The 25893-nt window shown below is 66.0% G+C and carries 20 protein-coding genes; 13 read left to right on the top strand and 7 right to left on the bottom strand.

Translation table 11 applies throughout. The features are described 5' to 3' along the window. The first annotated feature begins 13 nt into the window (after positions 1 to 13). The 5 genes from gyrB to D6B98_RS11150 all read left to right on the top strand — a co-directional run bounded on the left by gyrB (position 14) and on the right by D6B98_RS11150 (position 6948). A complete protein-coding gene (gene gyrB / locus D6B98_RS11170) occupies positions 14 to 2449 on the top strand; it encodes a DNA topoisomerase (ATP-hydrolyzing) subunit B (RefSeq protein WP_126257040.1) in 2436 nt (811 codons plus the stop codon). 267 nt (positions 2450 to 2716) lie between these two features. Further along, on the top strand, positions 2717 to 3184 hold the full coding sequence (gene yidI, locus D6B98_RS11165; RefSeq protein WP_126257039.1) for an inner membrane protein YidI: 468 nt from the start codon (positions 2717 to 2719) through the stop codon (positions 3182 to 3184). A 245-nt stretch (positions 3185 to 3429) separates the two neighbouring features. Then, the gene (gene murA / locus D6B98_RS11160) at positions 3430 to 4725 is read left to right on the top strand and encodes a UDP-N-acetylglucosamine 1-carboxyvinyltransferase (protein ID WP_126257038.1); all 1296 of its coding nucleotides are present in this window, start codon (positions 3430 to 3432) and stop codon (positions 4723 to 4725) included. A 343-nt stretch (positions 4726 to 5068) separates the two neighbouring features. Then, a complete protein-coding gene (locus tag D6B98_RS11155; RefSeq protein ID WP_126257037.1) occupies positions 5069 to 6463 on the top strand; it encodes an MATE family efflux transporter in 1395 nt (464 codons plus the stop codon). Continuing rightward, a complete protein-coding gene (locus tag D6B98_RS11150) occupies positions 6460 to 6948 on the top strand; it encodes a DUF2867 domain-containing protein (protein WP_126257036.1) in 489 nt (162 codons plus the stop codon). Before D6B98_RS11155 ends, D6B98_RS11150 begins: the two co-directional genes overlap by 4 nt. A 34-nt stretch (positions 6949 to 6982) precedes the next feature. Here the strand turns inward: D6B98_RS11150 and D6B98_RS11145 are convergent, their stop codons facing one another. Both D6B98_RS11145 and D6B98_RS11140 read right to left on the bottom strand, forming a co-directional pair. Beyond that, positions 6983 to 7477, bottom strand: a complete 495-nt coding sequence (locus tag D6B98_RS11145; RefSeq protein ID WP_205680476.1) for an RlpA-like double-psi beta-barrel domain-containing protein — start codon at positions 7475 to 7477, stop codon at positions 6983 to 6985. 307 nt (positions 7478 to 7784) lie between these two features. Further along, complete coding sequence (locus D6B98_RS11140; protein ID WP_126257034.1) at positions 7785 to 8900, bottom strand: FUSC family protein; 1116 nt, start codon at positions 8898 to 8900, stop codon at positions 7785 to 7787. Between the two features lie 117 nt (positions 8901 to 9017). Here D6B98_RS11140 and D6B98_RS11135 point away from each other — a divergent pair, with 117 nt between their 5' ends. Further along, positions 9018 to 10385: an MmgE/PrpD family protein gene (locus D6B98_RS11135; RefSeq protein WP_126257033.1), complete on the top strand. Its 1368-nt coding sequence runs from the start codon at positions 9018 to 9020 to the stop codon at positions 10383 to 10385. Between the two features lie 231 nt (positions 10386 to 10616). Here the strand turns inward: D6B98_RS11135 and D6B98_RS11130 are convergent, their stop codons facing one another. After that, on the bottom strand, positions 10617 to 12044 hold the full coding sequence (locus D6B98_RS11130) for a serine hydrolase domain-containing protein (RefSeq protein ID WP_126257032.1): 1428 nt from the start codon (positions 12042 to 12044) through the stop codon (positions 10617 to 10619). 145 nt (positions 12045 to 12189) lie between these two features. Next, complete coding sequence (locus D6B98_RS11125; RefSeq protein WP_126257031.1) at positions 12190 to 13248, bottom strand: AraC family transcriptional regulator; 1059 nt, start codon at positions 13246 to 13248, stop codon at positions 12190 to 12192. 314 nt (positions 13249 to 13562) lie between these two features. Here D6B98_RS11125 and D6B98_RS11120 point away from each other — a divergent pair, with 314 nt between their 5' ends. Both D6B98_RS11120 and D6B98_RS11115 read left to right on the top strand, forming a co-directional pair. After that, on the top strand, positions 13563 to 14480 hold the full coding sequence (locus D6B98_RS11120) for a pirin family protein (protein WP_126257030.1): 918 nt from the start codon (positions 13563 to 13565) through the stop codon (positions 14478 to 14480). A gap of 77 nt (positions 14481 to 14557) precedes the next feature. Beyond that, positions 14558 to 15472 carry a phosphoribosylaminoimidazolesuccinocarboxamide synthase gene (locus D6B98_RS11115; protein ID WP_126257029.1) on the top strand — a complete coding sequence of 305 codons (915 nt, stop codon included), beginning with the start codon at positions 14558 to 14560 and terminating at the stop codon, positions 15470 to 15472. A 128-nt stretch (positions 15473 to 15600) separates the two neighbouring features. Here D6B98_RS11115 and D6B98_RS11110 read toward each other — a convergent pair whose 3' ends face one another. After that, positions 15601 to 17094, bottom strand: coding sequence for an NAD-dependent succinate-semialdehyde dehydrogenase (locus tag D6B98_RS11110; protein WP_126257028.1), 1494 nt, complete (start codon positions 17092 to 17094; stop codon positions 15601 to 15603). A 159-nt stretch (positions 17095 to 17253) separates the two neighbouring features. Then, positions 17254 to 17574 carry a hypothetical protein gene (locus tag D6B98_RS11105; protein ID WP_126257027.1) on the bottom strand — a complete coding sequence of 107 codons (321 nt, stop codon included), beginning with the start codon at positions 17572 to 17574 and terminating at the stop codon, positions 17254 to 17256. 342 nt (positions 17575 to 17916) lie between these two features. On the opposite strand from D6B98_RS11105, the gene D6B98_RS11100 reads away from it, so the two are divergent. Both D6B98_RS11100 and D6B98_RS11095 read left to right on the top strand, forming a co-directional pair. Further along, a complete protein-coding gene (locus D6B98_RS11100; protein ID WP_126257026.1) occupies positions 17917 to 19110 on the top strand; it encodes a serine hydrolase domain-containing protein in 1194 nt (397 codons plus the stop codon). Positions 19111 to 19304: 194 nt separating this feature from the next. Next, entirely contained in the window at positions 19305 to 20999 is a 1695-nt protein-coding gene (locus D6B98_RS11095) for an AMP-binding protein (protein WP_126257288.1), read from the top strand. Between the two features lie 241 nt (positions 21000 to 21240). Here the strand turns inward: D6B98_RS11095 and D6B98_RS11090 are convergent, their stop codons facing one another. Further along, positions 21241 to 22242 (bottom strand): adenosine kinase, encoded by a 1002-nt coding sequence (locus D6B98_RS11090; RefSeq protein WP_126257025.1) that lies wholly within the window; start codon positions 22240 to 22242, stop codon positions 21241 to 21243. Positions 22243 to 22367: 125 nt separating this feature from the next. On the opposite strand from D6B98_RS11090, the gene murJ reads away from it, so the two are divergent. From murJ to D6B98_RS11075, 3 genes are all read left to right on the top strand, one after another. Next, positions 22368 to 23900: a murein biosynthesis integral membrane protein MurJ gene (murJ, locus tag D6B98_RS11085; RefSeq protein WP_126257024.1), complete on the top strand. Its 1533-nt coding sequence runs from the start codon at positions 22368 to 22370 to the stop codon at positions 23898 to 23900. A gap of 80 nt (positions 23901 to 23980) precedes the next feature. After that, complete coding sequence (gene trpS, locus D6B98_RS11080) at positions 23981 to 25033, top strand: tryptophan--tRNA ligase (protein WP_126257023.1); 1053 nt, start codon at positions 23981 to 23983, stop codon at positions 25031 to 25033. Positions 25034 to 25126: 93 nt separating this feature from the next. Further along, positions 25127 to 25621, top strand: coding sequence for a universal stress protein (locus D6B98_RS11075; protein WP_164718524.1), 495 nt, complete (start codon positions 25127 to 25129; stop codon positions 25619 to 25621). Positions 25622 to 25893 lie beyond the last annotated feature (272 nt).

The following is a 25893-nucleotide window of genomic DNA, read 5'->3' as shown; positions in this document are numbered from 1 at the left end:
TCGAAGGCCTCTCATGACAGAACCAGCTCGGCAGCCCGCTGCCGAAAACGAGCCCTCCAATCCGAGCGAATACGGTGCGGAATCGATCCGCGTGCTCAAGGGTCTCGATGCCGTCCGCAAGCGCCCGGGCATGTATATCGGCGACACCGACGACGGCTCGGGTCTGCACCACATGGTCTACGAAGTCGTCGACAACGCGATCGACGAAGCGCTGGCAGGCCACGCCACGCGCGTCGACGTGATCCTCAATGCCGACAATTCCGTCACCGTGCGCGACGACGGCCGCGGCATTCCGGTCGACATCCACAAGGGCGAAGGCATCTCGGCGGCCGAGGTCATCATGACCCAGCTCCATGCCGGCGGTAAGTTCGACCAGAACTCCTACAAGGTTTCCGGCGGCCTGCACGGCGTCGGCGTCTCCGTCGTCAACGCGCTGTCGAGCAAGCTGGAGCTTCGCATCTGGCGCGACAACAAGGAGCACTACATCGAGTTCGCCCATGGCGACGCCGTGGCGCCGCTCAAGGTCGTCGGCGACGCGCCGGGCAAGCGCGGCACCGAGGTGACGTTCCACGCCTCGACCGAGACGTTCAAGAACGTCGAATATGATTTCGCGACGCTGGAGCACCGCCTGCGCGAACTCGCTTTCCTCAATTCCGGCGTCAACATCGCCCTCTCCGACATGCGCCATGCGGTCGAGAAGCGCGAGGAGATGCACTATTCCGGCGGCGTCGAGGAATTCGTCAAATATCTCGACCGCAACAAGAGCCCGATCGTGCCGGCCCCGATCATGGTGCGCGCGGAAGCCAACGGCATCGGCGTCGAGGCCGCCTTGTGGTGGAACGACAGCTACCACGAGAACGTGCTGTGCTTCACCAACAACATCCCGCAGCGCGACGGCGGCACTCACCTCGCCGGTTTCCGCGGCGCGCTGACGCGCCAGGTCAACGGCTATGCCGAGGCCAACGCCAAGAAAGAGAAGATCGCGCTGACCGGCGACGACTGCCGCGAAGGCCTCACCGCCGTTCTGTCGGTGAAGGTGCCCGATCCGAAGTTCTCGTCGCAGACCAAGGACAAGCTGGTGTCCTCGGAAGTGCGTCCCGTGGTCGAGAACGTGCTCAACGAGGCGCTTGCCGCCTGGTTCGAGGAGCACCCCTCCGAGGCCAAGGTGATCGTCGGCAAGGTGATCCAGGCCGCCGCGGCCCGCGAAGCCGCGCGAAAGGCGCGCGAGCTGACCCGCAAGAGCCCGCTATCGGTCTCCTCGCTGCCCGGCAAGCTCGCCGACTGCCAGGAGAAGGATCCGGCCAAATCAGAGCTGTTCATCGTCGAGGGCGACTCGGCAGGCGGCAGCGCCAAGCAGGGCCGCAACCGCGAATTCCAGGCGGTGCTGCCGCTGCGCGGCAAGATCCTCAACGTCGAACGCGTCCGCCCCGACAAGATGCTGTCGAGCGAGCAGATCGGCACGCTGATCACCGCGCTCGGCACCGGCATCAGCGACGAGTTCTCGATCGAGAAGCTGCGCTATCACAAGATCATCGTGATGACGGACGCCGACGTCGACGGCGCCCACATCCGCACGCTGCTGCTGACCTTCTTCTATCGGCAGATGCGGGACATCATCGACGGCGGCTATCTCTATATCGCCCAGCCGCCGCTCTATAAGGTCTCGCGCGGCAAGTCCGAGCAGTACCTGAAGGACGAACGGGCGCTGGAAGACTATCTGATCGACGCCGGCCTTGACGACTGCGTCTTCATTCCCGGCGCCGGCGGCGACCGCACCGGCCGCGACCTGCGCTCGCTGGTCGACGACGCCCGCGTGGTCCGCAGCATCTTGCGCAATTTGCACAGCCGCTATAGCCGCAAGGTCATCGAGCAGGCCGCCATCACCGGCGTGCTGAACAAGGCGATCTACGGCGATCCCGAGAAGGCCGCAGCGGCGGCGCAATACATCGCGGGCCGGCTGGACAACCAGGCCGACGAGGTCGAGCGCGGCTGGATCGGGCAATACGTGGAAGGCCAGGGCTTCCAGTTCGAGCGCACCGTGCGCGGCGTCAAGGAAGCCGCTATCATCGACGACGCCTTCCTGGGGTCCGCCGAGGCACGCAAGCTCGACGAGTACACGGTGAAGCTTCAAGACGTTTATGCCCGCCCCGGCAAGCTGCGGCGCAGGGATGTCGAGCACATGGTCTACGGCCCGGTCGACCTGTTCGAGGCGGTCACCGACGCCGGCCGCAAGGGCATCACGCTGCAGCGCTATAAAGGCCTCGGCGAGATGAACCCGGAGCAGCTCTGGGAGACGACGCTCAACACCGACGTGCGCTCGCTGCTGCAGGTGAAGGTCAAGGAGGTCGACGAGGCCGACGACATCTTCACCAAGCTGATGGGCGACGTGGTCGAGCCGCGCCGCGACTTCATCCAGGAGCACTCGCTCAGCGCTACGATCGATATTTGAGACCGGCTGGTTTTAGGTTCCGATCTCTCGGCCGAGCACTCGCTGCACCTCTCCCGCTTGCGGGAGAGGTCGCCACGCTCGCAGAGCGTGGCGGGTGAGGGCTTCTTGGGGATTGTCCCATTGCAGAGACACCCTCTCCCCAACCCTCCCCCGCAAGCGGGGGAGGGAGCGCATCTCCGTCTTGGCCTGCCCCTGAACCTCACCACGCGCCGTCGCGACGAAGTGGCATGAACCCGTTGGCCGATTCCGGCCGGGAAGCCTCGTGCCATGGTCGCCACTGCTACGTCCAGTTCCGCTACCCCCTCTCGCCGCCTCGGGATTATCGGCAGCATCGTCGGCGTGCTGGCGCTGATGGCGGCGGTGCTGCCGCATTGGGTGGTGCCGATCGTTTTTCCGCCGCCGCCGGCGGACAAGGTGATCGTCGACACCGGCCATCGCATCAAGGACCGCATCGTCGCGAAGGTGAAGGGCGTGGAGTACCGGGCTCCGAAAGTCGAAAAGTCGGCTGGACGAAGCTGGAGTGAAACCGCCTCGGTCGCAGCAATCTCGCTCGGCCTGCTCGCCATCCTGTTCTCGGTTCTCTCGCTGATCTTCCGGGAAGAGCGACTCCTTGCCGCCGTCGCCGCCACACTCGGCACCGGCGCCATCGCGATCGAGATCTCCTTCTTCATGATGGGGGCGCTGATCCTGATCGCGATCCTCTATGTGATCGGGAATATCATCGGGCTGTTCTAGCGGCCGTTTGTCACAAGCTCCGACCTCATCCTGAGGAGCCCGCGCCAGCGGGCGTCTCGAAGGATGGCCGCGGGCGACATACGGGCCTTCATGGTTCGAGACGCGCGTTCCGCGCTCCTCACCATGAGGTCTTGCAGTTGCATCCGAATGCCTCCGAACCACGCCCAGCACAATTGCTCCCGCGCTCAATTCTCTGTAGTTTCCGCCGAAACAGCCCCGCCCACCAACAGGATAGCGAGAACCACGTGGCGCCCATTCAATACATCGTCGAGGGCGGTCACCGGCTCTCGGGCTCGATCGAGCCGTCCGGCAACAAGAATTCGGCGCTGCCGATCATCGCCGCGGCCCTGCTCACCGAGCATCCGGTGACGCTGGAGAACGTGCCGCGGATCCGCGACACCGAGACGCTGGTCGAGCTGATCCGCTCGGTCGGCGCGTCCGCGGAATGGACCGCCCGCAATACGCTCCATATCCACGCCAAGACCATCCGCGCCGCCGATCTCGACCCTGAACTGTGCGTGCGCATCCGCGCCTCGATCCTGCTCGCCGGCCCCCTGCTCGCCCGCTGCGGCGAAGTGATGCTGCCGCCGCCGGGAGGCGACGTGATCGGCCGCCGCCGGCTCGACACCCATGTGCTGGCGCTGGAGCAGCTGGGAGCAAAAGTCACCGCGACCGACCGGCTCGAATTCCGCGCGCCCAGGCTCGCCGGTGCCGACGTGTTCCTGGACGAGCCCAGCGTCACCGCGACCGAGAACGCGCTGGTGGCGGCGGTCGCCGCCGACGGCGTCACGCACTTGCGCAATGCGGCCTCCGAGCCGCACGTGCAGGACCTCGCCAACTTCCTGGTCGCGCTCGGCGCCAGGATCGAGGGCATCGGCACCAACACCATGATCGTCCATGGGCCGGCGACGCTGGGGGAGGCGACCTACCGGATCCAGCCCGACCATATCGAGGTCGGCTCGCTGATCGGGCTTGCCGCGGTGACGCGCTCTCCCTTGCGCATCACGCGCGCCGGCGTCGAGCATCTGCGCTCGATCCGCATGGGGTTCGAGCGACTCGGCATCGTCAGCCGCGTCGAGGGCGATGACCTCATCGTGCCGTCCAATCAGACATTGAAGATCCAGGACGATTTCGGCGGCCACGTGCCGAAGCTGGAGGACCAGCCCTGGCCGGCCTTCCCGGCCGACCTGATGTCGATCGCGATCGTCACCGCCACGCAATGCGAGGGCGTCATCCTGATGTTCGAGAAGATGTTCGAATCCAGGATGTTCTTCGTCGACAAGCTGATCGCGATGGGCGCGCGCATCGTGCTGTGCGACCCGCACCGCGCGATCATCGCAGGTCCCAGCCGCCTGCACGGCGCAACCATGACCTCGCCCGACATCCGCGCCGGCATGGCGATGCTGCTAGCGGCCGTATGCGCCCAGGGCACCTCCACCATCAACAACGCCGACCAGATCGAGCGCGGCTATGAGCGCATCGAGGAACGGCTGAACGCGCTTGGTGCGAAGATCACGCGCGTGCCGGAAAGGAAGGGCTGAGGCTCTCTATATTCTCCCCTCTTGCGGGGAGAGGCCGGATTGCATCGCAGATGCGATCCGGCCGAGAGGGACTCTCCGCGAGTCCAACTCTCACCACCCCCGTGGAGACTTCTCCTCGCTCCGACCCTCTCCCCGCAAGCGGGGCGAGGCAGAAGATGCGAACGTCGCACCTCGCACCATCTCGTGCCCCGGACGCAGCGCAGCGCTTCTTCAGCGATGCGCTGCTGAGCCGGGGCCCATCCTGCGAGAGCTGCGCCTGTGGCTTCTGGGTCCCGGCTCGCGCTTCGCGCGTCCGGGACACGCAGGCCATGTTTTCGTCGCGCGGCCGTGCTATTGAGCCGTCATGCTCGACACCGTGCAACATCGTGCGCAGCCGCAAGCCGGCGTGCCGCCAAACCATCTCGCGCAGGAATTCATCGAGACGCTGCGCCTCGCCGTGCCGCTGATGCTGACGCAGCTCGGGCAGATCGCGATGATCACGACCGATCTGGCGATGATCGGGCGGCTCGGCGAGGATGCGGTGGCCGCGGCGGCGCTGGCCCATACGGTCTACTTCGTCAGCTTCACCTTCGGGCTCGGACTGACGTCCGCGGTGTCGCCGCTGGCGGCGCAGGCGTTCGGCGCCGGCGACGTCAGGCTGATCCGCCGCTCGTTGCGCGTCGGACTGTGGGTTGCGCTGCTGATCTCGCTGCCGATGATGGCCTCGCCGCTCTATGGCGAGCAGATCCTGCTCGCGCTCGGTCAAATGCCGCACTCGGCCGCGCTGGCGCAGCAATATCTGAACGGCCTTGCCTGGGGCATCGCTCCGGCGCTCGGCTTCATCGCGCTGCGCGGCATGATGAGCGCGGTGAACCGGCCGCAGGCGCCGCTATGGATCACGGTGGCGGCGATCCCGGTCAATGCCGCGCTGGTCTATGCCCTGATTCACGGCCTGTTCGGCCTGCCCGAGCTCGGCCTGTTCGGTGCGGGGCTTGCGACCACGCTGGTCAATCTCGGTACCTTCATCGCCGCGCTCGCGATTGCCGCATGGCGGAAGCCGTTCGCGGACTATCATCCGCTCGCCCGTCTGTGGCGGATCGACTGGCCGTTGATGCGCCAGCTGATTACGATCGGCGCGCCGATCTCGTTCTCACTGCTGATGGAGTACGGCCTGTTCTCCTCGGCGGCGCTGCTGATGGGACTGATCTCGACAACCGCGATTGCCGCGCACCAGATCGCGCTCCAGGTCACGGCCGTGCTGTTCATGGTGCCGCTCGGCATCGGCATGGCGGCGACGGTGCGGGTCGGCCATGCCTTCGGCCGCAACGATCCGGCGGCGGTGAGGCGCGCAGGACTCGCCGCGGGCGTGCTCGGAGCAGCTCTCGTCTCGGCCCTGACCGTCGCGATCGTCCTCGGTCGCTACGAACTGGGCCGACTGTTCTTCGGCAGCAGCGGAGCAAGCGCAGCAACGGTCGAGCTGACAGCGACGCTGCTGGTTGTCGGCGCGACCTTCTTCATCGCCGACGGCCTCCAGACCATCGTGGGCGGTGCGCTGCGCGGCCTCAACGACACCAGGATGACGCTGGTGTTCGCGGTGATCGGCTATTGGTGCGTCGCCTTTCCCGTCGGTTGGCTGCTGGCATTCCACACGGAGCTGGGCGCGACCGGCGTCTGGGTCGGGTTCTCGGTCGGCACCTTCGTCTATGCCGGCCTCCTGATCTTGCGCTTCCGCATGCTGGCGCGCAGACTGATGGCATGACCAGCACGGTCCGCGCAGTCACTCCCAATGTCGATGCCGGCAAGCTGCTGACCGGAGCGCAGTTCGCCGACGCATTTCGCGTGGAGATCGGAACTGCGGCGATGAACGCCCGCGAGGCCTGCGTCCGGATGGTGCTGAACGGGCCGCGCTGGATCGACGCCCTGCTACGCCTGCGCAACATTCTGGTGAGGCCGTTCGGACTAAAGACATCCGGCCAGGGCGCGCCGGCGCCGGGCGGCATGATCGGCCTGTTTCCGGTGCTGAGCGAGACGCCCGAGCAGCTGGTTGCCGGCTTCGACGATTCCCACCTCGACTTTCGCATCGTGGTCGACGTTTCAGGCGATGCCGCGAGCCGTCAGGTGACCTCGACGACGCTGGTGCGCACCCACAACCTGCTCGGCCGCACCTATCTCACGCTGATCATGCCCTTCCACAAGCTCGTGGTGCGCAACATGATGGGACGCATCGTGGAGCCTGGCCGATGAACTGTGCGGGCCGAGATCGACGAACACGCCGTATTCAGCCCACCGGCCCTGGAGTCCAATTGTCCCCTGCGAGCGGACTGACTTTCACGTCAGGAATGACACCGAGGTCCATGCTCGGATCGAAATGGCGCATCGTCCGCTCATTGAGGTCGATGATGCGGCCAGGTCTTAGCGGCCCCACGTCGTTTATCTTGACGATGACCTTCTTGCCCACGGCCTCGATGAGAGCATATTTCGGCCTCGCGCCAAATTCGACCCCACCAAATTTCCGGCGCAGACTCGTCTTGATGGCGGCCGTCCAGCCAGAGGGATCATAACGCTCGCCGGAGGCCGTCTTCGGACCGCCCTCCTCCTTGCCGGGCTTGAACGGATTGTAGGTGGACGCCGCGCCAATGATCGCATCGCCGGAGGCGGCATCGACGACGGCACTTGAGTGATCCCCACGCGTTTCACTTCGAGCAATGGCAACCGAAATTGCGAGCGCAACCAGGGCGCCGCAAATTGCGGCGCTCGAGCGGAATAGCATCATAAGTCCTGTGATTTTTTAGATTGCCGGTTCCAGAACTGCAAACGTGGTCAAGCGAACGCAGCAGCGTTCATCAACTTGCGCCGATCGTTTTGCGGATTCGACCCAGCCCTGGGTACGGAACCGTTGTGTGAACCGGAGTGGTCCTCACGTCGTGTTTAGCTTCTCGCCGATTAAGACAGAGATTGCGTCAGCAACATGACCCGATGGAACCTTGCGCGTGCCGCGTCAGAGCACGCAGGCAGCGATCACGACTGAACTGTGCGACGTATGCATCGCTGCCGAAACCGGCGTTTACGATGACGCCGACTCACTCCGCCACACGCACCGACTTGTCGGTTGCGATTTCCGACCATTCGCCGACGACGCGGTCGAGATCGCAGAGATTCTGATGCATCTGCTCCAGCGAGAAGCCGAGCGCGAAGAAGCGTTCGGCGGTGTCGCTGGCGTGGCCGCGGATCAGGCCGTCCTGGCGTACGGCGGCAACCGCTTCGGAATAGTGCTGGAGCGCAACGTGGACGGGATTGATCGGCGGCGCGCCGGCGCCTTCGCGCAAGGCGCTGGCTGCCGAACGCAGGAAGCGGGCGATCGCGGTCGACACCTCCGTCAGCGGAGCAGCTAACCGCATCTGCACCTCGACCGGCAGCGGCACCACGGTGGCGCGGCCGATCATCACGACGTCATGGCGCAGCCGCAGGACGGTGCGCAGCAGCGGGCCGGTGTCAGGCCCGCTCGACAGCCGTGCGGCGCGCTCGCGCTCGGCTTCGGCGCCGATCGCATTCAGATTGACCATCGCCGTGCCGATGCCGTCCTGGATCCGGTGCAGCGCGTCGTTGTCGCGGCCGCGAGTGAGGCCCGCGAGCAGCTCGGTGAAGGCGTCCGCAATCAGCTCGAGCAATTGTGCCGCCGCGGCACGGATCTGACGCACCGCGCGCGAGGGCAGCACCAGGAACGACACCAGCAATCCCGTGACCGCGCCGACCCCGACCTCGCTGACGCGGTCGATCGCCGAGGTCAAGGGATCGGAATGATGCATGGTCGGGACCAGCAGCACGATCACGGCCGTCACCGTGGCAGCGCTGAGGCTGGGATTGATCGCGGCGATGAAGGCGAGCGGGGCGACCGAGAGCACCAGGAGCCCCAACAGCCCCGCCTCGCTGGAATAGGGGATCAGGATCGCGATGGCGCCGCCATAGATCGCGCCGCCGATGGTGCCGAGCATGTAGTCGCGCGTCGCCTTCAGCGAGCGGCCGACGCTCATCTGGGTCACGATCAGCGAGGTCAGCACCGCCCAGAGCGGCAGCAACAGATGCAACGCGGTGGCGAGCGCATAGGCCGCGGTCGCGGCGACGGTGACCCGGATCGCCAAGCCCAGTTGCGTTCGCCGCGACCTGATCCGGTCGAGCAGCTGCCTTGCGCGCGTCATACGGAATATCCCGATCCTCTTGAGCCAAGCAAAAGCATGGCTGATGCCCGCGGCCGCAAGGCCGCTTGAAAGGCCAAATCAGCCCGCCTAACTTGCGCGCCAAAACGAGGAAACACGATGGCTCACGAAACCGCAACGCTCGCCGCCTATGTCTTCAATCTGAAATACCAGGATATTCCGGCGGAGGTGCTGGATCGCGCCAAAGTGCTGACGCTGGACTTCCTCGGCAGCGCGATCCGGGCACGGCGCGAGGCGGAATCGACCCCGTCGATGCTGAAAATGCTGGAAGCGCTGGCACTCGACACCAAGGGCGAATCCACCGTGTTCGGCGACAGCAAGACCTGGACGCCGGCGGTCGCGGCGCTGCTCAACGGCGCGCTCGGCCATTCCCTCGATTTCGACGACACCCACGCCGATTCCTCGCTGCATCCGAGCGCGCCGGTGGTCCCGGCCGCCTTCGCCGTCGGCGAGATGGTCGGCGCGTCGGGCCGCGACGTGCTGACCGCGATCGTCGCGGGCTATGAAGTCTGCTGCCGGCTCGGCAACGCGCTCGACCCGACCTCGCACTATGCGCGCGGCTTCCACCCGACTGCGACCGCCGGCACCTACGGCGCCGCCGCGGCGGCCGGAAAACTGTTCGGCCTCAGCGAGAAGCAGCTCGTCTCCGCCTTCGGCGTCTCCGGCAGCCAGGCCGCGGGCTCGCTGCAATTCCTGGTCAACGGCGCCTGGAACAAGCGCTACCAGGTCGGCGCGGCCGCGATGAACGGCGTGATCGCCGCGACGCTGGCGCGCAACGATTTCGTGGGCGCGACGGAATCGGTCGAGGGCAAGCACGGCCTGCTCGCCGGCTACACCGACGCCGCGCATCCGGACAAGGCGGTCGCCGAGCTCGGCAAGACCTATGAGACCATGAAGATCGGCGTGAAACCTTATCCGAGCTGCCGCTATACGCATGCCGCGATCGACGCGCTGATCGCGATGCGGCGCGAGCACAATCTGACGCCCGACCAGGTCAAGCGCGTCGAGGTCGGCCTGCATCGCAACGGCATCACCTTGACCGGCGATGCCGCGACCAAGCGGCATCCGCGCTCGATCGTCGGCGGCCAGTTCTCGATGTTCTTCACCGGCGCGCTTGCGCTCGACCAAGGCTCGTTCGGCTGGGACGATTACAACCGCCTGGGCGATGCCGCGATCGACGCCCTCGCCGACAAGTTCGACGTGGTGCAGGACGACCGGCTCGAGATCGGCCGCACCCATCCGTTCGGCGCCCGCGTCAGCATCACCACCGACGACGGTGTGCACGAGCGGCTCTATGCGGATCCCTCGGGCGAGCCGACCTCGTTCCCGGATACGCAGGCGATGCAGCAGAAGTTCCTGACGCTGGCGCGCCCCGTGCTGAACGCGCGCGCGGAGAAATTCGCGGACGCGATCATGACGCTGGAGCGTTTCGACCGCGTCGCACAGGCGACGGAATTGGGGAGGTAGGCAGGTTCGTCGCCGGGCTTCACTTACCCTCCCCTGGAGGGGTCCGGGACGAGCGTAGCTCGCCCGTGGGTCGCTACGCATGGAGCGAAGCGGAATGCGTGGCGGGGTGGGGTGACGGTCTCTCCGCAACGAACAGTGCCCGTGATGAGAGATCAGCCCACCCCGCTCGCGCTTCGCGCGATCGACCCTCCCCCTCCAGGGGAGGGTAAGAAGCGGCGCGGCCCGCTCCCCTCAATCCACCCCCGCCAGTTTCCCCTTCTCGCGTGTTGCCGCCACCACATCGCGCACGAGGTCGAACACGCCGTCCGCTTCCGGCGGCGCGTTCGGCGAGCGGCCGAGCCGCACGATCACCAGCTGCTCCGACGGGATCACGATGGTGTATTGCCCGATCGTGCCCTTGGCGAAGAAGGCATCGCGCGGCCAGCCATGGGTGCCGCGGAAGTTCGCACCAAAGCTGTCGCCCTGGTTGGTCCAGAAGCCGGCACCGATGCCGACCCACGCATTTGGCGTGGCCGTCGCCGAATAATTCACCCAGCCTTCCGGCAAGATGCGTTTGCCTCCGGCGACGCCGTCATTGAGATAGAGCTGGCCGAAGCGCGCCCAGTCGCGCGCGGATGCGAGCATCTCGCTCGACCCTTCGATCGTGCCCGAGCCATCGAGCTGGAGCGTGACTTGGCGCATGCCGAGCGGCGCGAACAATTCGCGGCGCGCAAAGCGGAGCGCGCCTTGCGCTGTGCCGCCGGCCGCATCGCGGATCAGATGCGAGAGGATGAGAAGGTTGCCGTCGTGATAATTCCACGCCGTACCTGGCGCGGTCTCGAGCGGAATGCTCGCCGCATAGGCGGCCATGTCGGACTCCACGAACTTCATCCGGTTGACCGGCTCGAAGGCGGAGCCGAGCGAGGCTTGCAGCGAGCTGCCGAGCGCAAGGCCGGCGGTGTGGCGCAGCAGCTGATCGACCGTGATGGCGTGGCGCGGATCATCGGGATCTTTCCAGGCCGCGACCGGCGCGGGCCCGTCGAGCTTCAGCTTGCCCTGGCGCACCAGCACGCCGATCAGGGCCGAGATCACCGATTTCGTCATGGAAAAGCCGAGCAGCGGCGTCTCCGGTCCAATGCCGTCCGCGTAACGCTCCGCGATGACGCGGCCCGACTTCATCACGACCAAAGCGCGGGTGCGCCGGTAAGGCGGCTGCACGGGCTCGGTGAAGGCGCGGTCGAGCGCGGCGGCAAGCGCGGGGCTTTGCGGCGGCACGATCGCTGGGCCGGCGATCTCGGGCAGCAGCGCGGGCTGCCTGTCGGTCGCGGGCGGCTCGACGGGGGCAATCCCCGCGCCATGGTCGAGCGTGCAGCCGAGCCCCTCGCGATAGACGGCGTGGCTGCGGCCGATGCCGAACAACGTCACCGTGACATCCCTGCGGACGCGGTCGACCCGGTAGTCCATCGCCCAGGTGATCAGGCCGGTCCCGGGCATGGCATCGTTGGTCTCGGCAAAGTTGCGCTCCGGATCGAGGCCGGAGAGGAACGTCTCCGCGCAGAGGATGTCGGCGACGAAGCCGGTGGCGACCTTCGGGACATCGCGGGCCCGCGCGGCGCCGAGCGCGATACCGGCAGCGGCGATGGTGGCGGCGAGGAGGACGATCTTGCGGCGGCGGGTCACAGGCTTTCTCTCCGGCTTGGGGGCATGCAGGGAGGAAGCCGGAGCCGGCTGAGGCGCGCTCGCCGGATTTGGAAAATGGCCTGCCGGGAACTGTATCGCGGCTCGCCGATTCTGAAATTACTTCGATATTGCAATAACCTATGAATCAGACCGCATTTACTTTCAGCCGCCGATATTCCGTCGGCGTCACGCCCGTGACCGCCTTGAAGGCGCGGTTGAACGGGCCGAGCGACTGGAAGCCGGTGTCCATGGCGATGGTGATCACGGGGACCTCGGCCTGGGCGGGATCGGCGAGCGCGGCCTTGGCCTCCTCGATGCGGTGATTGTTCAGGAACACATTGAAGTTGCGGTAGCCGAGCCGCTGATTGATCAGCCGGCGCAGCCGGTATTCCGGGATCTTCAGCCGCCCTGCCAACACGCCGATGGTGATATTCTCCTGGCGATAGACCCGCTCGTCCGCCATCAGCCGCATCAGGGCATCGATCAGCTTCTGGTCGGCGGAATCATCGACCGGTGCGGGCCGGGCCAGAATCGCCGGCGCGGCCGCCGACGCCGGAAACAGATCGGCGCCATCGACGCGCATCATCGCACAGGCAATGGCCGCGACGACGCAGGCAAGCACGCCCGTATTGATCGTGTCGGCGACAGCGCCGACCTCGCTGCCGGCGACGGCAATCTGGAGAACCGCATTCAACCCGCCATAGAGCGCGGCTGCGCAGACGATGAAGACGCGAACGCGCCGGCGGCGCTCGACCAGATCAGCCGGCCACGAGGCGATCGTCTGCCCGATCGCAAGCGCGATGAAACCGAGCACGAGCAGATTGACTGCGGTCACGGAGAACCGCGCGTGGCCGCCTGGCGCGATCCAGACGCAGCCCGCGAAGCTGAAGGCCGTCACCAGCGCCCAGACCAATCCGTGCCACCTGCGCAGGCGGAATTCATCGTCGAACAGCGCCCGCGTGAACAACCAGAATACCACGATGTTGCCGGTCGACAGCGCGATCAGCGGCGCGTGCCATAGCGGGATCAGCGACGTGACGCCGACCGAATAGCTCGCCGCATGCGCGGCCGAGCCGAGCGCGAAGGCCGCACCGAGCCGGGCCGCGAGCACGTTGCGGAAGTCGGAGAGCAATGACGCCGCCAGCACCAGCAGCAGCGCGACGCTGGCGGCGCGAAAGGCGAGCTCGGTTGCGGCAAGGGTCATCGGGTGGTGCGATCGGTCGCAGTTGAAGGCCGCCAAACATCGTTGGTTGTGCCAGGTTTTTCAAGGACCATCCGCATGCCACGCCTAGAGCCACCTCCAGCGCTGTCATCGCCCGGCTTGACCGGGCGATCCAGTAATCCGAGACAGCAGTGATGAATCGAGAGGCTGCGGCGTACTGGATCGCCCGCCTTCGCGGGCGATGACAGCGGAGTATAAGGCCTCATTGCGACACGACGTCTTGTCCGGGCTTTGTCGCGACGACGCTGCAGATTCCTGCTAGGCTCGCGTCCAAGAAGGTCAAAAAGGAGTCCACCATGAGCTGGCAACCCTCGAACGATCCCGTTCTCGGCGATCCCATGTCCTGCGATGCGCTCGATCTCGTCATCGTGCCGCGCACGCGCGATCTCGGCGACGGCTTCGCCGTCCGGCGCGCGCTGCCGCACGGCAAGCGGCAGATGGTCGGGCCGTTCATCTTCTTCGACCATTTTGGGCCGGTGCAGTTCGTCTCCGGCAAGGGCATGGATGTGCGGCCGCATCCGCATATCGGGCTTGCCACCGTCACTTACCTGTTCGACGGCGCGATCATGCATCGCGACAGCGAGGGCAATGTCCAGGAGATCGCGCCCGGCGCGATGAACCTGATGACCGCCGGACGGGGCATCGCGCATTCCGAACGCACGCCGGATGCGCAGCGCGCCTCGGGCCAGAGGATGCTGGGCCTGCAGAGCTGGATCGCGCTGCCGGCCGGGTCGGAGGAGATCGCGCCGTCGTTCCAGCACTACGGCGCGGGCGATCTGCCCATGATCTCGGAACGCGATTTCACTGCACGCGTGATCGCGGGCTCCGCCTTCGGCATTGCCTCGCCAGTGTCGATGGTCTCGCCCTGGTTCTACACCGAGGTCACGGCCGCGGAAGGCGCCAGCGTGCCGCTCGACCCCGACCACGAGGAGCGCGCGATCTATGTCGTCGATGGCGAGGTCGAGATCGCGAACGAGCGCTATGAGGGGCCGCGGCTCCTGATCTTCCGCCCCGGCGACCGCATCACCGTGAAGGCGCTCAAGGCGACGCGGATGATGTTTCTCGGCGGCGATGCGCTGGAAGGCCCGCGCCATATCTGGTGGAATTTCGTCTCCTCCAGCAAGGAGCGGATCGAGCAGGCCAAGCAGGACTGGAAAACCGGCCGCTTCGCCGCAGTTCCGCAGGAACACGAGTTCATTCCGCTGCCGGAATAGGCTAATCGGGTTTCTGGCTGCGCCATCCGGCGCGGCCGATTCATTGCCTGAAGGCCCTGCCTGCGAAAGCCATAACGATGTCCACCATGCTCTCCAGCGACCTGCCCCTGACCAAGATCGGACGCGGCAAGGTGCGCGATATCTACGCCGTCGACGACGACCGCCTGCTGCTCGTCACCACCGACCGCATCAGCGCCTTCGACGTGGTGATGGGCGAGACTATCCCGATGAAGGGCGCGGTGCTGACGCAGATCAGCGCGTTCTGGTTCAACGAGCTCGAGGGCGTGGTGCCGCATCACATGATCAGCGCCGACACCGACGAGATCATCGCGGCCGTGCCGGCGCTGAAACCGCACCGCGCCGAGATCCTCGGCCGCGCCATGCTCTGCAAGCGCACCACCGTATTCCCGATCGAATGCGTGATCCGCGGTTATCTCTCGGGCTCGGCCTGGAAGGAGTACGCGGCCAGCGGCACGCTCGCCGGCGAGAAGCTGAAAGCCGGCCTGGTCGAGAGCGAGAAGCTGGAGCCGGCGATCTTCAGTCCGGCGACCAAGGCCGAGACCGGCCACGACGAGAACATCACCATCGCGAAGATGCGCGCGGTGGTCGGCGACGAGGTCGCCTACACGCTGGAAAGCATGACGCGCGCGATCTACACGCTGGGCGAGGAGCTGGCGCGCGAGCAGGGCATCATCATCGCCGACACCAAGTTCGAGTTCGGCCGCGACAAGGACGGCCGCATCATCCTGATCGACGAAGTCATGACGCCGGATTCCTCGCGCTTCTGGGCGGTCGATTCCTACAAGCCCGGCCAGCCGCAGGCGAGCTTCGACAAGCAACCCTTGCGCGACTATCTCGACGTCGAGCGCCGTGCCGGCCGTTGGAACGGCGACGCCCCGCCGCCGCCGTTGCCGGCGAGCGTGGTGGAAGCGACGAGCAAGCGGTATCTGGAAGCGTATCGGCGCGTGACCGGAACGGAGCTGAAGATCTAGGCCCGGGTGCCGCCGCGCGCTCCGTCATTGCGAGGAGCTCTTGCGACGAAGCAATCCAGTCTGGCTGTGCGGAAAGATTCTGGATTGCTTCGCTTCGCTCGCAATGACGTGGAGAGAGAACGGCGGTCTCACACTCCCGCCATCATCACGTATTTGATCTCGACATATTCTTCCATGCCGTGACGGGAGCCTTCACGGCCGAGGCCGCTTTCCTTGACGCCGCCGAAGGGCGCGACTTCGGTGGTGATCAGGCCGGTGTTGACGCCGACCATGCCCGACTCCAGCGCTTCGGCGACGCGCCAGACGCGGCCGATATCGCGGGAGTAGAAATACGAGGCCAGGCCGAACGGCGAGGCGTTGCACATCGCGATGACGTCGGCCTCGTCCTTGAAGCGGATCACCGCCGCGAGCGGACCGAAGGTTTCCTCCTGCGACACCAGTGAATCCGGCTTGACGTCGGCGAGCACCGTCGGCTCGAAGAACGAGCGGCCGAGCTCGCTGCGCTTGCCGCCGGTCACGACCTTGGCGCCGCGCTTCACGGCGTCGGCGATGTGGCGCTCGACCTTGTCGACCGCCTTCATGTTGATCAGCGGGCCCTGCGTGACACCGCTCTCGGTGCCATCGCCGATCTTCATCGCCGCGACCTTTGCCGACAGCTTCTTCACGAACTCGTCGTAGATCTTGTCCTGGGCGTAGATGCGGTTGGCGCAGACGCAGGTCTGGCCCATGTTGCGGTATTTCGAGACGATCGCGCCCTCCACCGCGGCGTCGATGTCGGCGTCGTCGAACACCACGAAGGGTGCGTTGCCGCCGAGCTCGAGGCCGAGCCGCTTCACGCCGACGGAAGCCTGCTGGTAGAGGATCTTGCCGACCGCGGTCGAGCCGGTGAAGCCGACGAAGCGCACCGCCGGATGCTCGCACAACACCTTGCCGATCGGCGGCGCATCGCCGGTGACGATGTTGAGCACACCCTTGGGGATGCCGGCCTTCTCGGCCAGCACGGCCAGCGCCAGCGCCGACAGCGGCGTCTCGTTGGCGGGCTTGAGCACCACGGTGCAGCCGGCGGCGAGCGCCGGCGAGACTTTACGGGTGATCATCGAGTTCGGGAAATTCCACGGCGTGATGGCGCCGCAGACGCCGATCGGCTGCTTGATCGCGAGCAGCCGCGCATCGGGCCGCTGCGTCGGAATGGTCTCGCCATAGACGCGCCTCGCCTCCTCGGCGAAGAATTCGATATAGGCAGCGCCGATATCGACCTCGCCGAGCGCCTCCGAGAGCGGCTTGCCCTGCTCCGAGGTGAGGATCAGCGCGAGGTCCTCGCGGTTGGCGACGATCAGCTCGAACCATTTGCGCAGGATGTTGGAGCGCTGCTTGGCGGTGTGCTTGGCCCAGCCCGGAAAGGCGCGCTGAGCGGCCTCAACCGCCTTGGTGGTCTCGTCCGCGCCGAGCTGCGGGACCTTCGCCAGCTCGACACCGGTCGCGGGATTGTTGACGGCGAACATCGGCGTGCCGACCCAGGCGCCGTCGATGTAGCACGCCTCCTTCAGGAGCGCGGGGTCCTTCAACCGGTCGCGCAGGGTGGCGGTGGCTTGCGGGGCGCGTGCGGCGGCGGTCGGTGTCATGGCGTACTCCCTGAGGGCGATCGGATTGGCCCGGAATATAGGGGCAAGCGGTGCCCGATGCACCGCCCCGCAACGCACATCTGATGGCAATTAAGCTGGGAGCGCGGGCCCTTCACCTCTCCCTCCGGGAAAGGTGTGACACCGCTGCCGCGGAGAGGATCAGGCCGCGCCGCTCATATAGGTTTCGCGCCGGCCGATCATGCGCTCGGCCGCGGCCTTGGCGTCGGCCTTCGAGGAGGTCGCGCAGGTCCGGTACTCGAGATCGGGCACGTCCGACGCGTTGCGACGTCCGAACCACGACTTCGAGCCGACCGGCAGCAGCGCCAGGGATTGCGCCAGATTGTCGACTGCGCCGAAGGAATAGAGCGCGCCGGTGCCGGCGAGACGGACCTCGTAAATGCCGGGCGAGATCGGCGCCTCCAAATTGTCACCCCGTCCGGGACGGGGATAGCGCTTCCATTCGCTCCAGGTCGAAATCATCTGAGGTCCCCTCGCGGCCGCTTCAGGGCCGCCAATTTGCATCAAGTCTTAACGTCGCCGGCCGATTGGCCGCGAGCCGAAACGCCGCAACGCACAAAATGTTTCAAGTGCTTCAAACAGGTGAAACATATCGCCTGAGCCCATCCGCGGTCACTGCGACGTGCGGCCATCCACCGAAGATTGTGCCGGGGTGTGCGTTCAGCCCCCTGTCGTCCTGCGTGGAGCACGGACCGTCAAGTCACGACATCGCGACCGCCGCGGGCATCCCGACACGCTTGCCGCGCGGAGCGTGCGGGAGGACAATCGGTTGCTACCAACAATAATCAAATCCGAGGAAACGCCATGCAAAGCAAAGCTGAGATCGATGAGATTCTGCGTCAGAAGAGCGAGGCCAGGGAGATTCCCGGCGTCGTCGCGATCGCCGCGAGCGGTAAGGACGTGCTGTATCAGGGCGCGTTCGGCAAGCGCGACCTGTCCAAGCCCGATCCGATGACCGCCGACAGCGTGTTCTGGATCGCCTCGATGACGAAGGCGGTGACGACTGCAGGCGCAATGCAGCTGGTCGAGCAGGGCAAGCTGTCGCTGGATGCGCCGATCGGTGAGGTATTGCCGGATCTCGCCAATCCGCAGGTGCTTGAAGGCTTCGATGCCAAGGGTGAGGCGAAGCTGCGGCCGGCCAAGCGGCCGATCACGCTGCGCCAGCTCATGACCCACACCGCCGGCTTCTGCTACAATATGTGGAACGGCGATCTCGCGGTCTATCTGGACAAGCACGGCATTCCCGCCATCACCACCTGCCAGAACGCGGCGCTGAAGACCCCGATCATGACCGATCCCGGCACGCGCTGGGAGTACGGCACCAACATCGATTTCGTCGGCAAGGCGGTGGAAGCCGTCAGCGGCAAGCGACTGGACGCTTACTTGCGCGACAATTTGTTCAACCCGCTCGGCATGAGCGACACGGCGTTCAAGATCACCGAGAGCATGCGCAAGCGCCTCGTCGGCATGCATGCGCGCGGCGAGGACGGCCAGCTCGCATCGATTCCGTTCGAGCTCGAGCAGGAGCCGGAATTCCACATGGGTGGCGGCGGCCTCTATTCGACCGCGGCCGACTACATCAAGTTCACCCAGATGATCCTCAACAAGGGACGCGGCAACGGCAACCAGGTGTTGAAGGCCGAGACCGTTGCGACGATGGCGCAGAACCACATCGGCGAACTCGCCATGACCAAGATGACGACATCGGCGCCGATGTACACCAACGACGTCGATCTCTATCCGGAGCAGGTGAAGAAGTGGGGCCTCAGCTTCATGATCAACACCGCCAAGACGGCCGAAGGCCGCAGCGCCGGCAGCCTCGCCTGGGCGGGCCTCGCCAACACCTATTACTGGATTGATCCTGCGCGCGACGTCACCGGCGTGATCCTGATGCAGCTGCTGCCGTTCGCCGATGCGAAATGCCTGGAGGCGTTCGCGGGATTCGAGCGCGGGGTTTATGCCGGGCTCGATGCGGGCAGCGGGCAGAAGGCGGCGTGAGAACGGCTCTCACCACCCGTCATGGCCGGGCTTGTCGCGGCCATCCACGTGCAGCCGCAGGCACAAAGACGTGGATGCCCGGGCCTTCGCCGCGCCGAAGCGGCTTCGGCCGCGCAGGCGGGTCAAGCCCGGGCATGACGACTGAGAGACTATGCTGGGTATTTTGACGGGAGGATTTCGGCTTGGCTGACAATTTGGCTGACAAAGCGGACAGTTACGTTTGCGGCATCTCGGACACGCCGCTGCTCGGCGACACCATCGGTCGCAGCCTCGACCGTGCGGTACGGCGCTGGGGCAACCGCGAGGCGCTGGTCTCGCCCAGCCACGGCGTCAGATGGACCTGGAGAGAATTCGCCGAGCGGGTCGACGCGCTCGCCGCGGGCTTTCTCGCGCTCGGGCTCGAACGCGGCGAGCGGATCGGCATCTGGTCGCTGAACCGGCCAGAATGGACGCTGACCCAGTTCGCCGCCGCCAAGGCCGGCCTGATCCTGGTGACGATCAATCCTGCCTACCGCCTCAGCGAACTTGAATTCGCGCTCAAGAAGGTCGGCTGCGCGGCGATCGTCACCGCCACCGCGTTCAAGACCAGCAATTACATCGAGATGCTCAACACGCTACTGCCGGAGCTGGCGGGTGCCACGCCCGGACAATTGCAAGCGGCGCGATTGCCGGCCTTGCGGATGGTGATCCAGATCGGCGGCCCGGCGGCCTCAGGCACGATCCCGTTCGACGAGGTCGCGGGGATGGGCGGGGCCGCGCATCGCGAACGGCTTGCCAAGCTCGGCGCCGCGCTGCAATTCGACGACCCCGTCAACATCCAATTCACCAGCGGCACCACGGGATCACCGAAAGGCGTGACGCTGACCCACCACAACATCCTCAACAACGGCTATTTCACGGGACGCGCGATGCGCCTGACCGAACAGGATCGCATCTGCATTCCGGTGCCGCTCTATCATTGCTTCGGCATGGTGATGGGCAACCTTGCCTCGGTCACGCTCGGCGCCACCATGGTTTACCCGGGCGAGGGCTTTGATCCGCTCGCGACGCTGCGCGCGGTCGAACAGGAGAAATGCACCGCGCTGTACGGCGTGCCGACCATGTTCATCGCCGAGCTCGATCACCCCGAGTTCAAGACGTTCAATTTGAAATCACTGCGCACCGGCATCATGGCCGGCGCGCCCTGCCCTATCGAGGTGATGAAGCGCGTCAACACCGAGATGAACATGCGCGAGGTCACCATCGCCTATGGCATGACCGAGACCAGCCCGGTCAGCTTCCAGAGCGCAACCGACGATCCGCTCGAGCGGCGCGTCTCCACCGTCGGCCGCATTCACCCGCATGTCGAGGTCAAGGTCGTCGATCTCGAAGGCAGGATCGTCAAGCGGGGCGAACGCGGCGAGCTCTGCACCCGCGGCTACAGCGTCATGCTGGGCTATTGGGAGGAAAAGGAAAAGACCGCCGACGTGCTCGACGCCAATGGCTGGATGCACACCGGTGATCTCGCCACCATCGACGACGAGGGCTATTGCAACATCGTGGGCCGTATCAAGGATCTGGTGATCCGCGGCGGCGAGAACCTCTATCCGCGCGAGATCGAGGAGTTTCTGTATCGCCACCCCAAGATCCAGGACGTGCAGATCTTCGGCGTGGCGGACACCCGCTACGGCGAGGAGCTCTGCGCCTGGATCCGGGTCAGGCCGGGCGAGACGCTAACGGCCGAGGAGGTGCGCGCCTTTTGCGACGGTCAGATCGCCCACAACAAGATCCCGCGCTACGTCGAGTTCGTCGACGAGTTTCCGATGACGGTGACTGGCAAGATCCAGAAATTCGTGATGCGCGATGCGGTGGAGCAGCGGCTGGGATTGAAGGCGGCGAAGACGGCGTGAGGGGTTTGCGCTGCCTCCCCAATCACGCTGTCATTCCCCGCGAAAGCAGGGAATCCAGTACGCCGCGGCTTCCCGGCTGAACCACTGACGCCTCTGGAATACTGGGTCGCCCGGTCCCGGCTCCGCTAAGGCTACGCCGAGGCCCACACGAGCGCTCGGCACGCCGAAGCTTCAGCGAAGGCGGCAAGCCGGGCGACGACAGCGGAGAATGAGCTCGCAATGACGGGGAAAGAGACGCGCCCTAACCCGTCAGCCCGCGCTGGCCGGCCAGCTCCTTCAGCGACACCAGCGGACGGGCGCCGATGTGCTGGATCACTTCGGCGGCGGCGAGTGCGCCGAGCTCGCCGCACTGCTTGTAGGCGAGATTGCGCGCCAGGCCGAACAGGAAGCCGGCAGCGAACAGATCGCCGGCGCCGGTGGTGTCGACCACCTTGTCGACCGGGAAGGCCGGCGCGGCGACGGCATCTTCAGACGAGACCACCATGCAGCCCTTCTCGCTGCGGGTGACCACGCCGAGATTGACGTCGTTGCGCAGCTGCTTCAGCGCGGTGTCGAAGTCGGAGGTCATGTAGAGCGAATGCAGCTCGGACTCGTTGGCGAACACGATGTCGACGGTACCGTTGCGCATCAATGAGACAAACTCGTCGCGATAGCGGTCGACGCAGAACGAATCCGACAGCGTCAGCGCCACCTTGCGCTTGGCATCGTGGGCGATCTTGGCCGCCTTGACGAAGGCGTCCTTGGCGTTCTTGGGGTCCCAGAGATAACCCTCGAGATAGACGATTGCAGCGCCGGCGATCTCGGCCGGATCGATGTCGGCGGGCGACAGGTCCTGCGCCGCGCCGAGATAGGTGTTCATGGTGCGCTCGCCGTCATCGGTGACCAGGATGTAGGAGCAGCCGGTGGCGGGGCCGTCCGCCGCGGCGGGCGTGTTGAAGGCGACGCCGGCAGCGCGGATGTCGTGGACATAGAGCTTGCCGATCTGGTCGTCCTTGACCTTGCCGACATAGGCGGCGCGTGCCCCCAGGCTGCCGATGCCGACGATGGTGTTGGCCGCCGAGCCGCCGGAGACTTCCGTGGCCGGCCCCATGTCCTTGTAGATGGCCGCCGCCCGCGCCTCGTCGATCAGGGACATGCTGCCCTTGGTCATGCCGTGCTTGGCCAGAAAGGCCTCGTCGGTCCTGACCAGCACGTCGAACAGCGCGTTGCCGATGCCGAGAACGTCATATTTCACGTCAGCCATTCACCTTGATCCTGTTTGGCGGATTGCGATCCCTGCGGAAATCCGCTTCCTGTCAGCCTGAAATCCGGCTTGCGGCCTATCACGCCCGGCCGTGCGCGAGCAAGCAACGGGATGAATAAAGAGCAATGATCCGCTCCTTCCTGACCGTCTCGACGGGAACACTGGCCTCGCGGCTGCTGGGTTTTGCCCGCGATTCCATGATTGCCGCCCTGTTGGGCACCGGCGCCGTGGCGGACGCGTTCCTGGCGGCATTCCAGCTCGTCAACGTGGTGCGCCGGCTGCTCAGCGAGGGGGCGCTGAACGCGGCGCTGATCCCGGCCTGGCTGCGCGTCCGCGACCGCGATGGCACGAAAGCCGCTTCCGCCTTCGCCGGACGCGTGCTCGGCACGGTCAGCGCGGCCCTGGTCGCGATCTCGATCGTGATCGCGCTGGCGATGCCGCTGATCATCACGGTGATCGCGCCCGGCTTTCTCGGCAGTGCGACGCTCGATCTGGCCGTAGCCAACGCGCGGCTGATGCTGCCTTATCTCGCCTTCGCCGGACCCGTCACGGTGCTGATGGGCCTGCTGAACGCGCAGGGTCGCTTCGCCCTCACGGCCTTCTCGCCGCTGCTGTTCAACATCGCACTGATCGCTGCGATCGCGATGCTGCTCGTTTGGCATGCCGACGCGCGCGTCGCCGCCTGGCTGCTGGCGGCTACCGTCGGCATCGCCGGGCTGCTGCAACTCTTGATGCTGCTGTCGCAGCGAAGCGCACGCCTCGCGATGCCGCTGCGCCTCAGCTTCGACAACGAGATGCGCGCTTTCTTCGCCAAGGCCGTCCCCGGCATGATCGCAAGCTCCGGGCCGCAATGGCTGATGGTGGCCGGCGCGATCATCGCATCCGCGACGCCGTCCGCGGTGTCCTGGCTCTATTTCGCCAATCGGCTGATCGAGCTGCCGCTCGGCATCGTCGGCGTCGCCATGGGCACCGTGCTGGTGCCGGAGCTGACGCGCGCCGTCGCCAGCTCCGACCGGGAGGCGGTGGTGCATGCCGAATCGCGCGCGCTGGAGCTGGCGGCCGGGCTGGCGCTGCCGGCGACGCTCGGCCTGATCGTGCTGGCCGAGCCGATCGTGCGGCTGCTGTTCGAGCATGGCGCCTTCGGCACTGAGGACAGCATGGCGACCGCGCGAGCGCTGATGTGGCTGGCGCTGGGCCTGCCGGCCCACGTGCTGATCAAGGCCCTGTCGCCGGCCTTCTATGCCCGCAGCGACACGATGACGCCGCTTCTCGCCACCGCCAAAGGTTTTGCGGTCGCTGTCGTGCTTGCCGTGCTGCTCGGCCATTTTTTCGGCGCGAGCGGAATTGCAGCGAGCATCGCGGCCGGCGCCTGGAGCAGCGCGCTCTCGCTGCTCCGGAAAGGTGCGGCCGAGTTCGGCTTCTCGGTGGATGCGGCGGCCCGCAACCGGCTGCCGCGGATCGTGCTCGCCGCGGCCGCGATGGGCGCCCTGCTCTGGCTGACCACGGACCTCGTGCCCTCAGAGGCCCACGGCCTCGTCCGCTTCGTCGTGCTGGGCCTGCAGATCGGGGCCGGCATCGCCGTCTATGGCGTGCTGCTGCAGATCCTCGGTGCCGCCTCCTGGCGCGAGGCGGTGAATGCATTGAAACGGTCCGCCTAGACCGCGAGCTATCGAAATACCCTTGACGGGGCAGCGCCGCTGTTGGAAACGACGGCCGAATACCTATGGGAAGGCTGACCATGCCATTCGTTGAACGGGTCTTTTCGGGCGTCCAGCCGACGGGCAATCTGCACCTCGGCAACTATCTCGGCGCGATCGTCAATTTCGTGAAGATGCAGGAAACCCACAGCTGCATCTATTGCGTCGTCGACATGCACGCGATCACGCAAGGCATCGACGTCTGGGGCGGCCCGGCCGAGCTCACGCGCAACACCCGCGAGGTCACAGCGGCGTTCATTGCAGCCGGCATCGATCCCAAGAAGCACATCGTGTTCAACCAGAGCCAGGTCTCCGGCCATGCCGAGCTCGCCTGGATCTTCAACTGCGTCGCGCGCATGGGCTGGCTCGGCCGCATGACCCAGTTCAAGGAGAAGGCCGGCAAGGACCGCGAGAACGCATCGGTCGGGCTGTTCGATTATCCCGTGCTGATGGCGGCCGACATCCTGCTCTACCGGGCCACCCACGTTCCGGTCGGCGAGGACCAGAAGCAGCATCTGGAGCTCTCGCGCGACATCGCGCAGAAGTTCAACAACGACTTCGGCGATTCCATCCGCGCGCAGGGCGCCAATGACGGCCTGTTCTTCCCGCTGCCGGAACCCCTGATCACGGGCCCGGCGACGCGCGTGATGAGCCTGCGCGACGGCACCAAGAAGATGTCGAAGTCGGATGCCTCGGACAATTCGCGCATCAATCTGACTGACGACGCCGACACCATCGCGCAGAAGATCCGCAAGGCGAAGACCGATCCGGAGCCGCTGCCGACCGAGGAAAAGGGTCTCGAAGCCCGCCCCGAGGCCGACAATCTCGTCGGCATCTTCGCCGCGCTGTCCGACCGCTCCAAGGCCGACGTGCTGCGCGATTTCGGCGGCGGCCAGTTCTCCAGCTTCAAGAACGCGCTGGCGGAGCTGTGCGTGACCAAGCTGGCGCCGATCGCAGGCGAGATGAAGCGCCTCGTCGCCGACCCCGGCCATATCGACGCGATCCTGAACGAAGGCTCCGACCGCGCCCGCGCGATCGCCGACGAGACCATGAAGCTCTCCAAGGACATCGTCGGCTTCATCCACCGGCGCTGAAAGCGGTCGGCGCCCGAGCGCCGACCCGCATCTCCTCTCCCCAAGCTTGCGGGAGTGTGGCAGCATGCGCGCCATGCACTCGCCGGGACATGCATGACCAGCAAGCGACTTTGCTTCGAGCCGGGTCACAAGCCCAAATGCCTCGTCGTCGTCGACGACACCGCTGAATGGGATCGCGCGGTCTACTATGCCAGCCGCTGGGCGATTCGCGCCGGCGGCGGCGTGGTGATGCTGCGCATCGTCGAGCCCGAACAGCAGAGCCAGGAATGGCTGGGGGTCGCCGACATCATGCGGGCCGAGGCGCAGGAAGCCGCCGAAGCCGCGCTCGACCGCGCCGCGGGCCGCGCCAATGGCATCGCCGCGATCACCCCGGAGCGGGTGATCCGCGAGGGCGCGCCGATGGAACAATTGCTCGCCGTGATCGACGAGGACCCCGACATCGCCATGCTGGTGCTCGCCGCCAATCCCGGCGCGGAGGGGCCAGGGCCGCTGGTCGCGTTGCTCGCGCACGCGGTGGGGACGTTCCCGATCCCCGTGACGATCATTTCCGGCGCGCTGAGCGACCAGAGCGTGGATTCGCTGTCGTAGGTACCTCGATCTGACATGCGGCAATCGGGGCTCGTCATGCCCGGGCTTGTCCCGCCTGCGCGGCCGTAGCCGCTTCGGCGCGGCGAAGGCCCGGGCATCCACGTTCTTCGCGGGACCAGGCAAGGCGTGGATGGCCGGGACAAGCCCGGCCATGACGGCGCAGGAACTCTTGGGCGAGCGCTAACCTAATGATCTTGCTTTGAAACTCCATTCCTTCCCCTTGATCGTGCGTTCGCCATCGCCATCTGCTAGTGGATAGGGCAACGCGCCGG

It is taken from the genome of Bradyrhizobium sp. LVM 105 (assembly GCF_003957705.1).
Lineage (GTDB): Bacteria > Pseudomonadota > Alphaproteobacteria > Rhizobiales > Xanthobacteraceae > Bradyrhizobium > Bradyrhizobium frederickii.
Note: the sequence above shows the minus strand (reverse complement) of the source record. Positions and strands in the feature narration are given on the sequence as shown.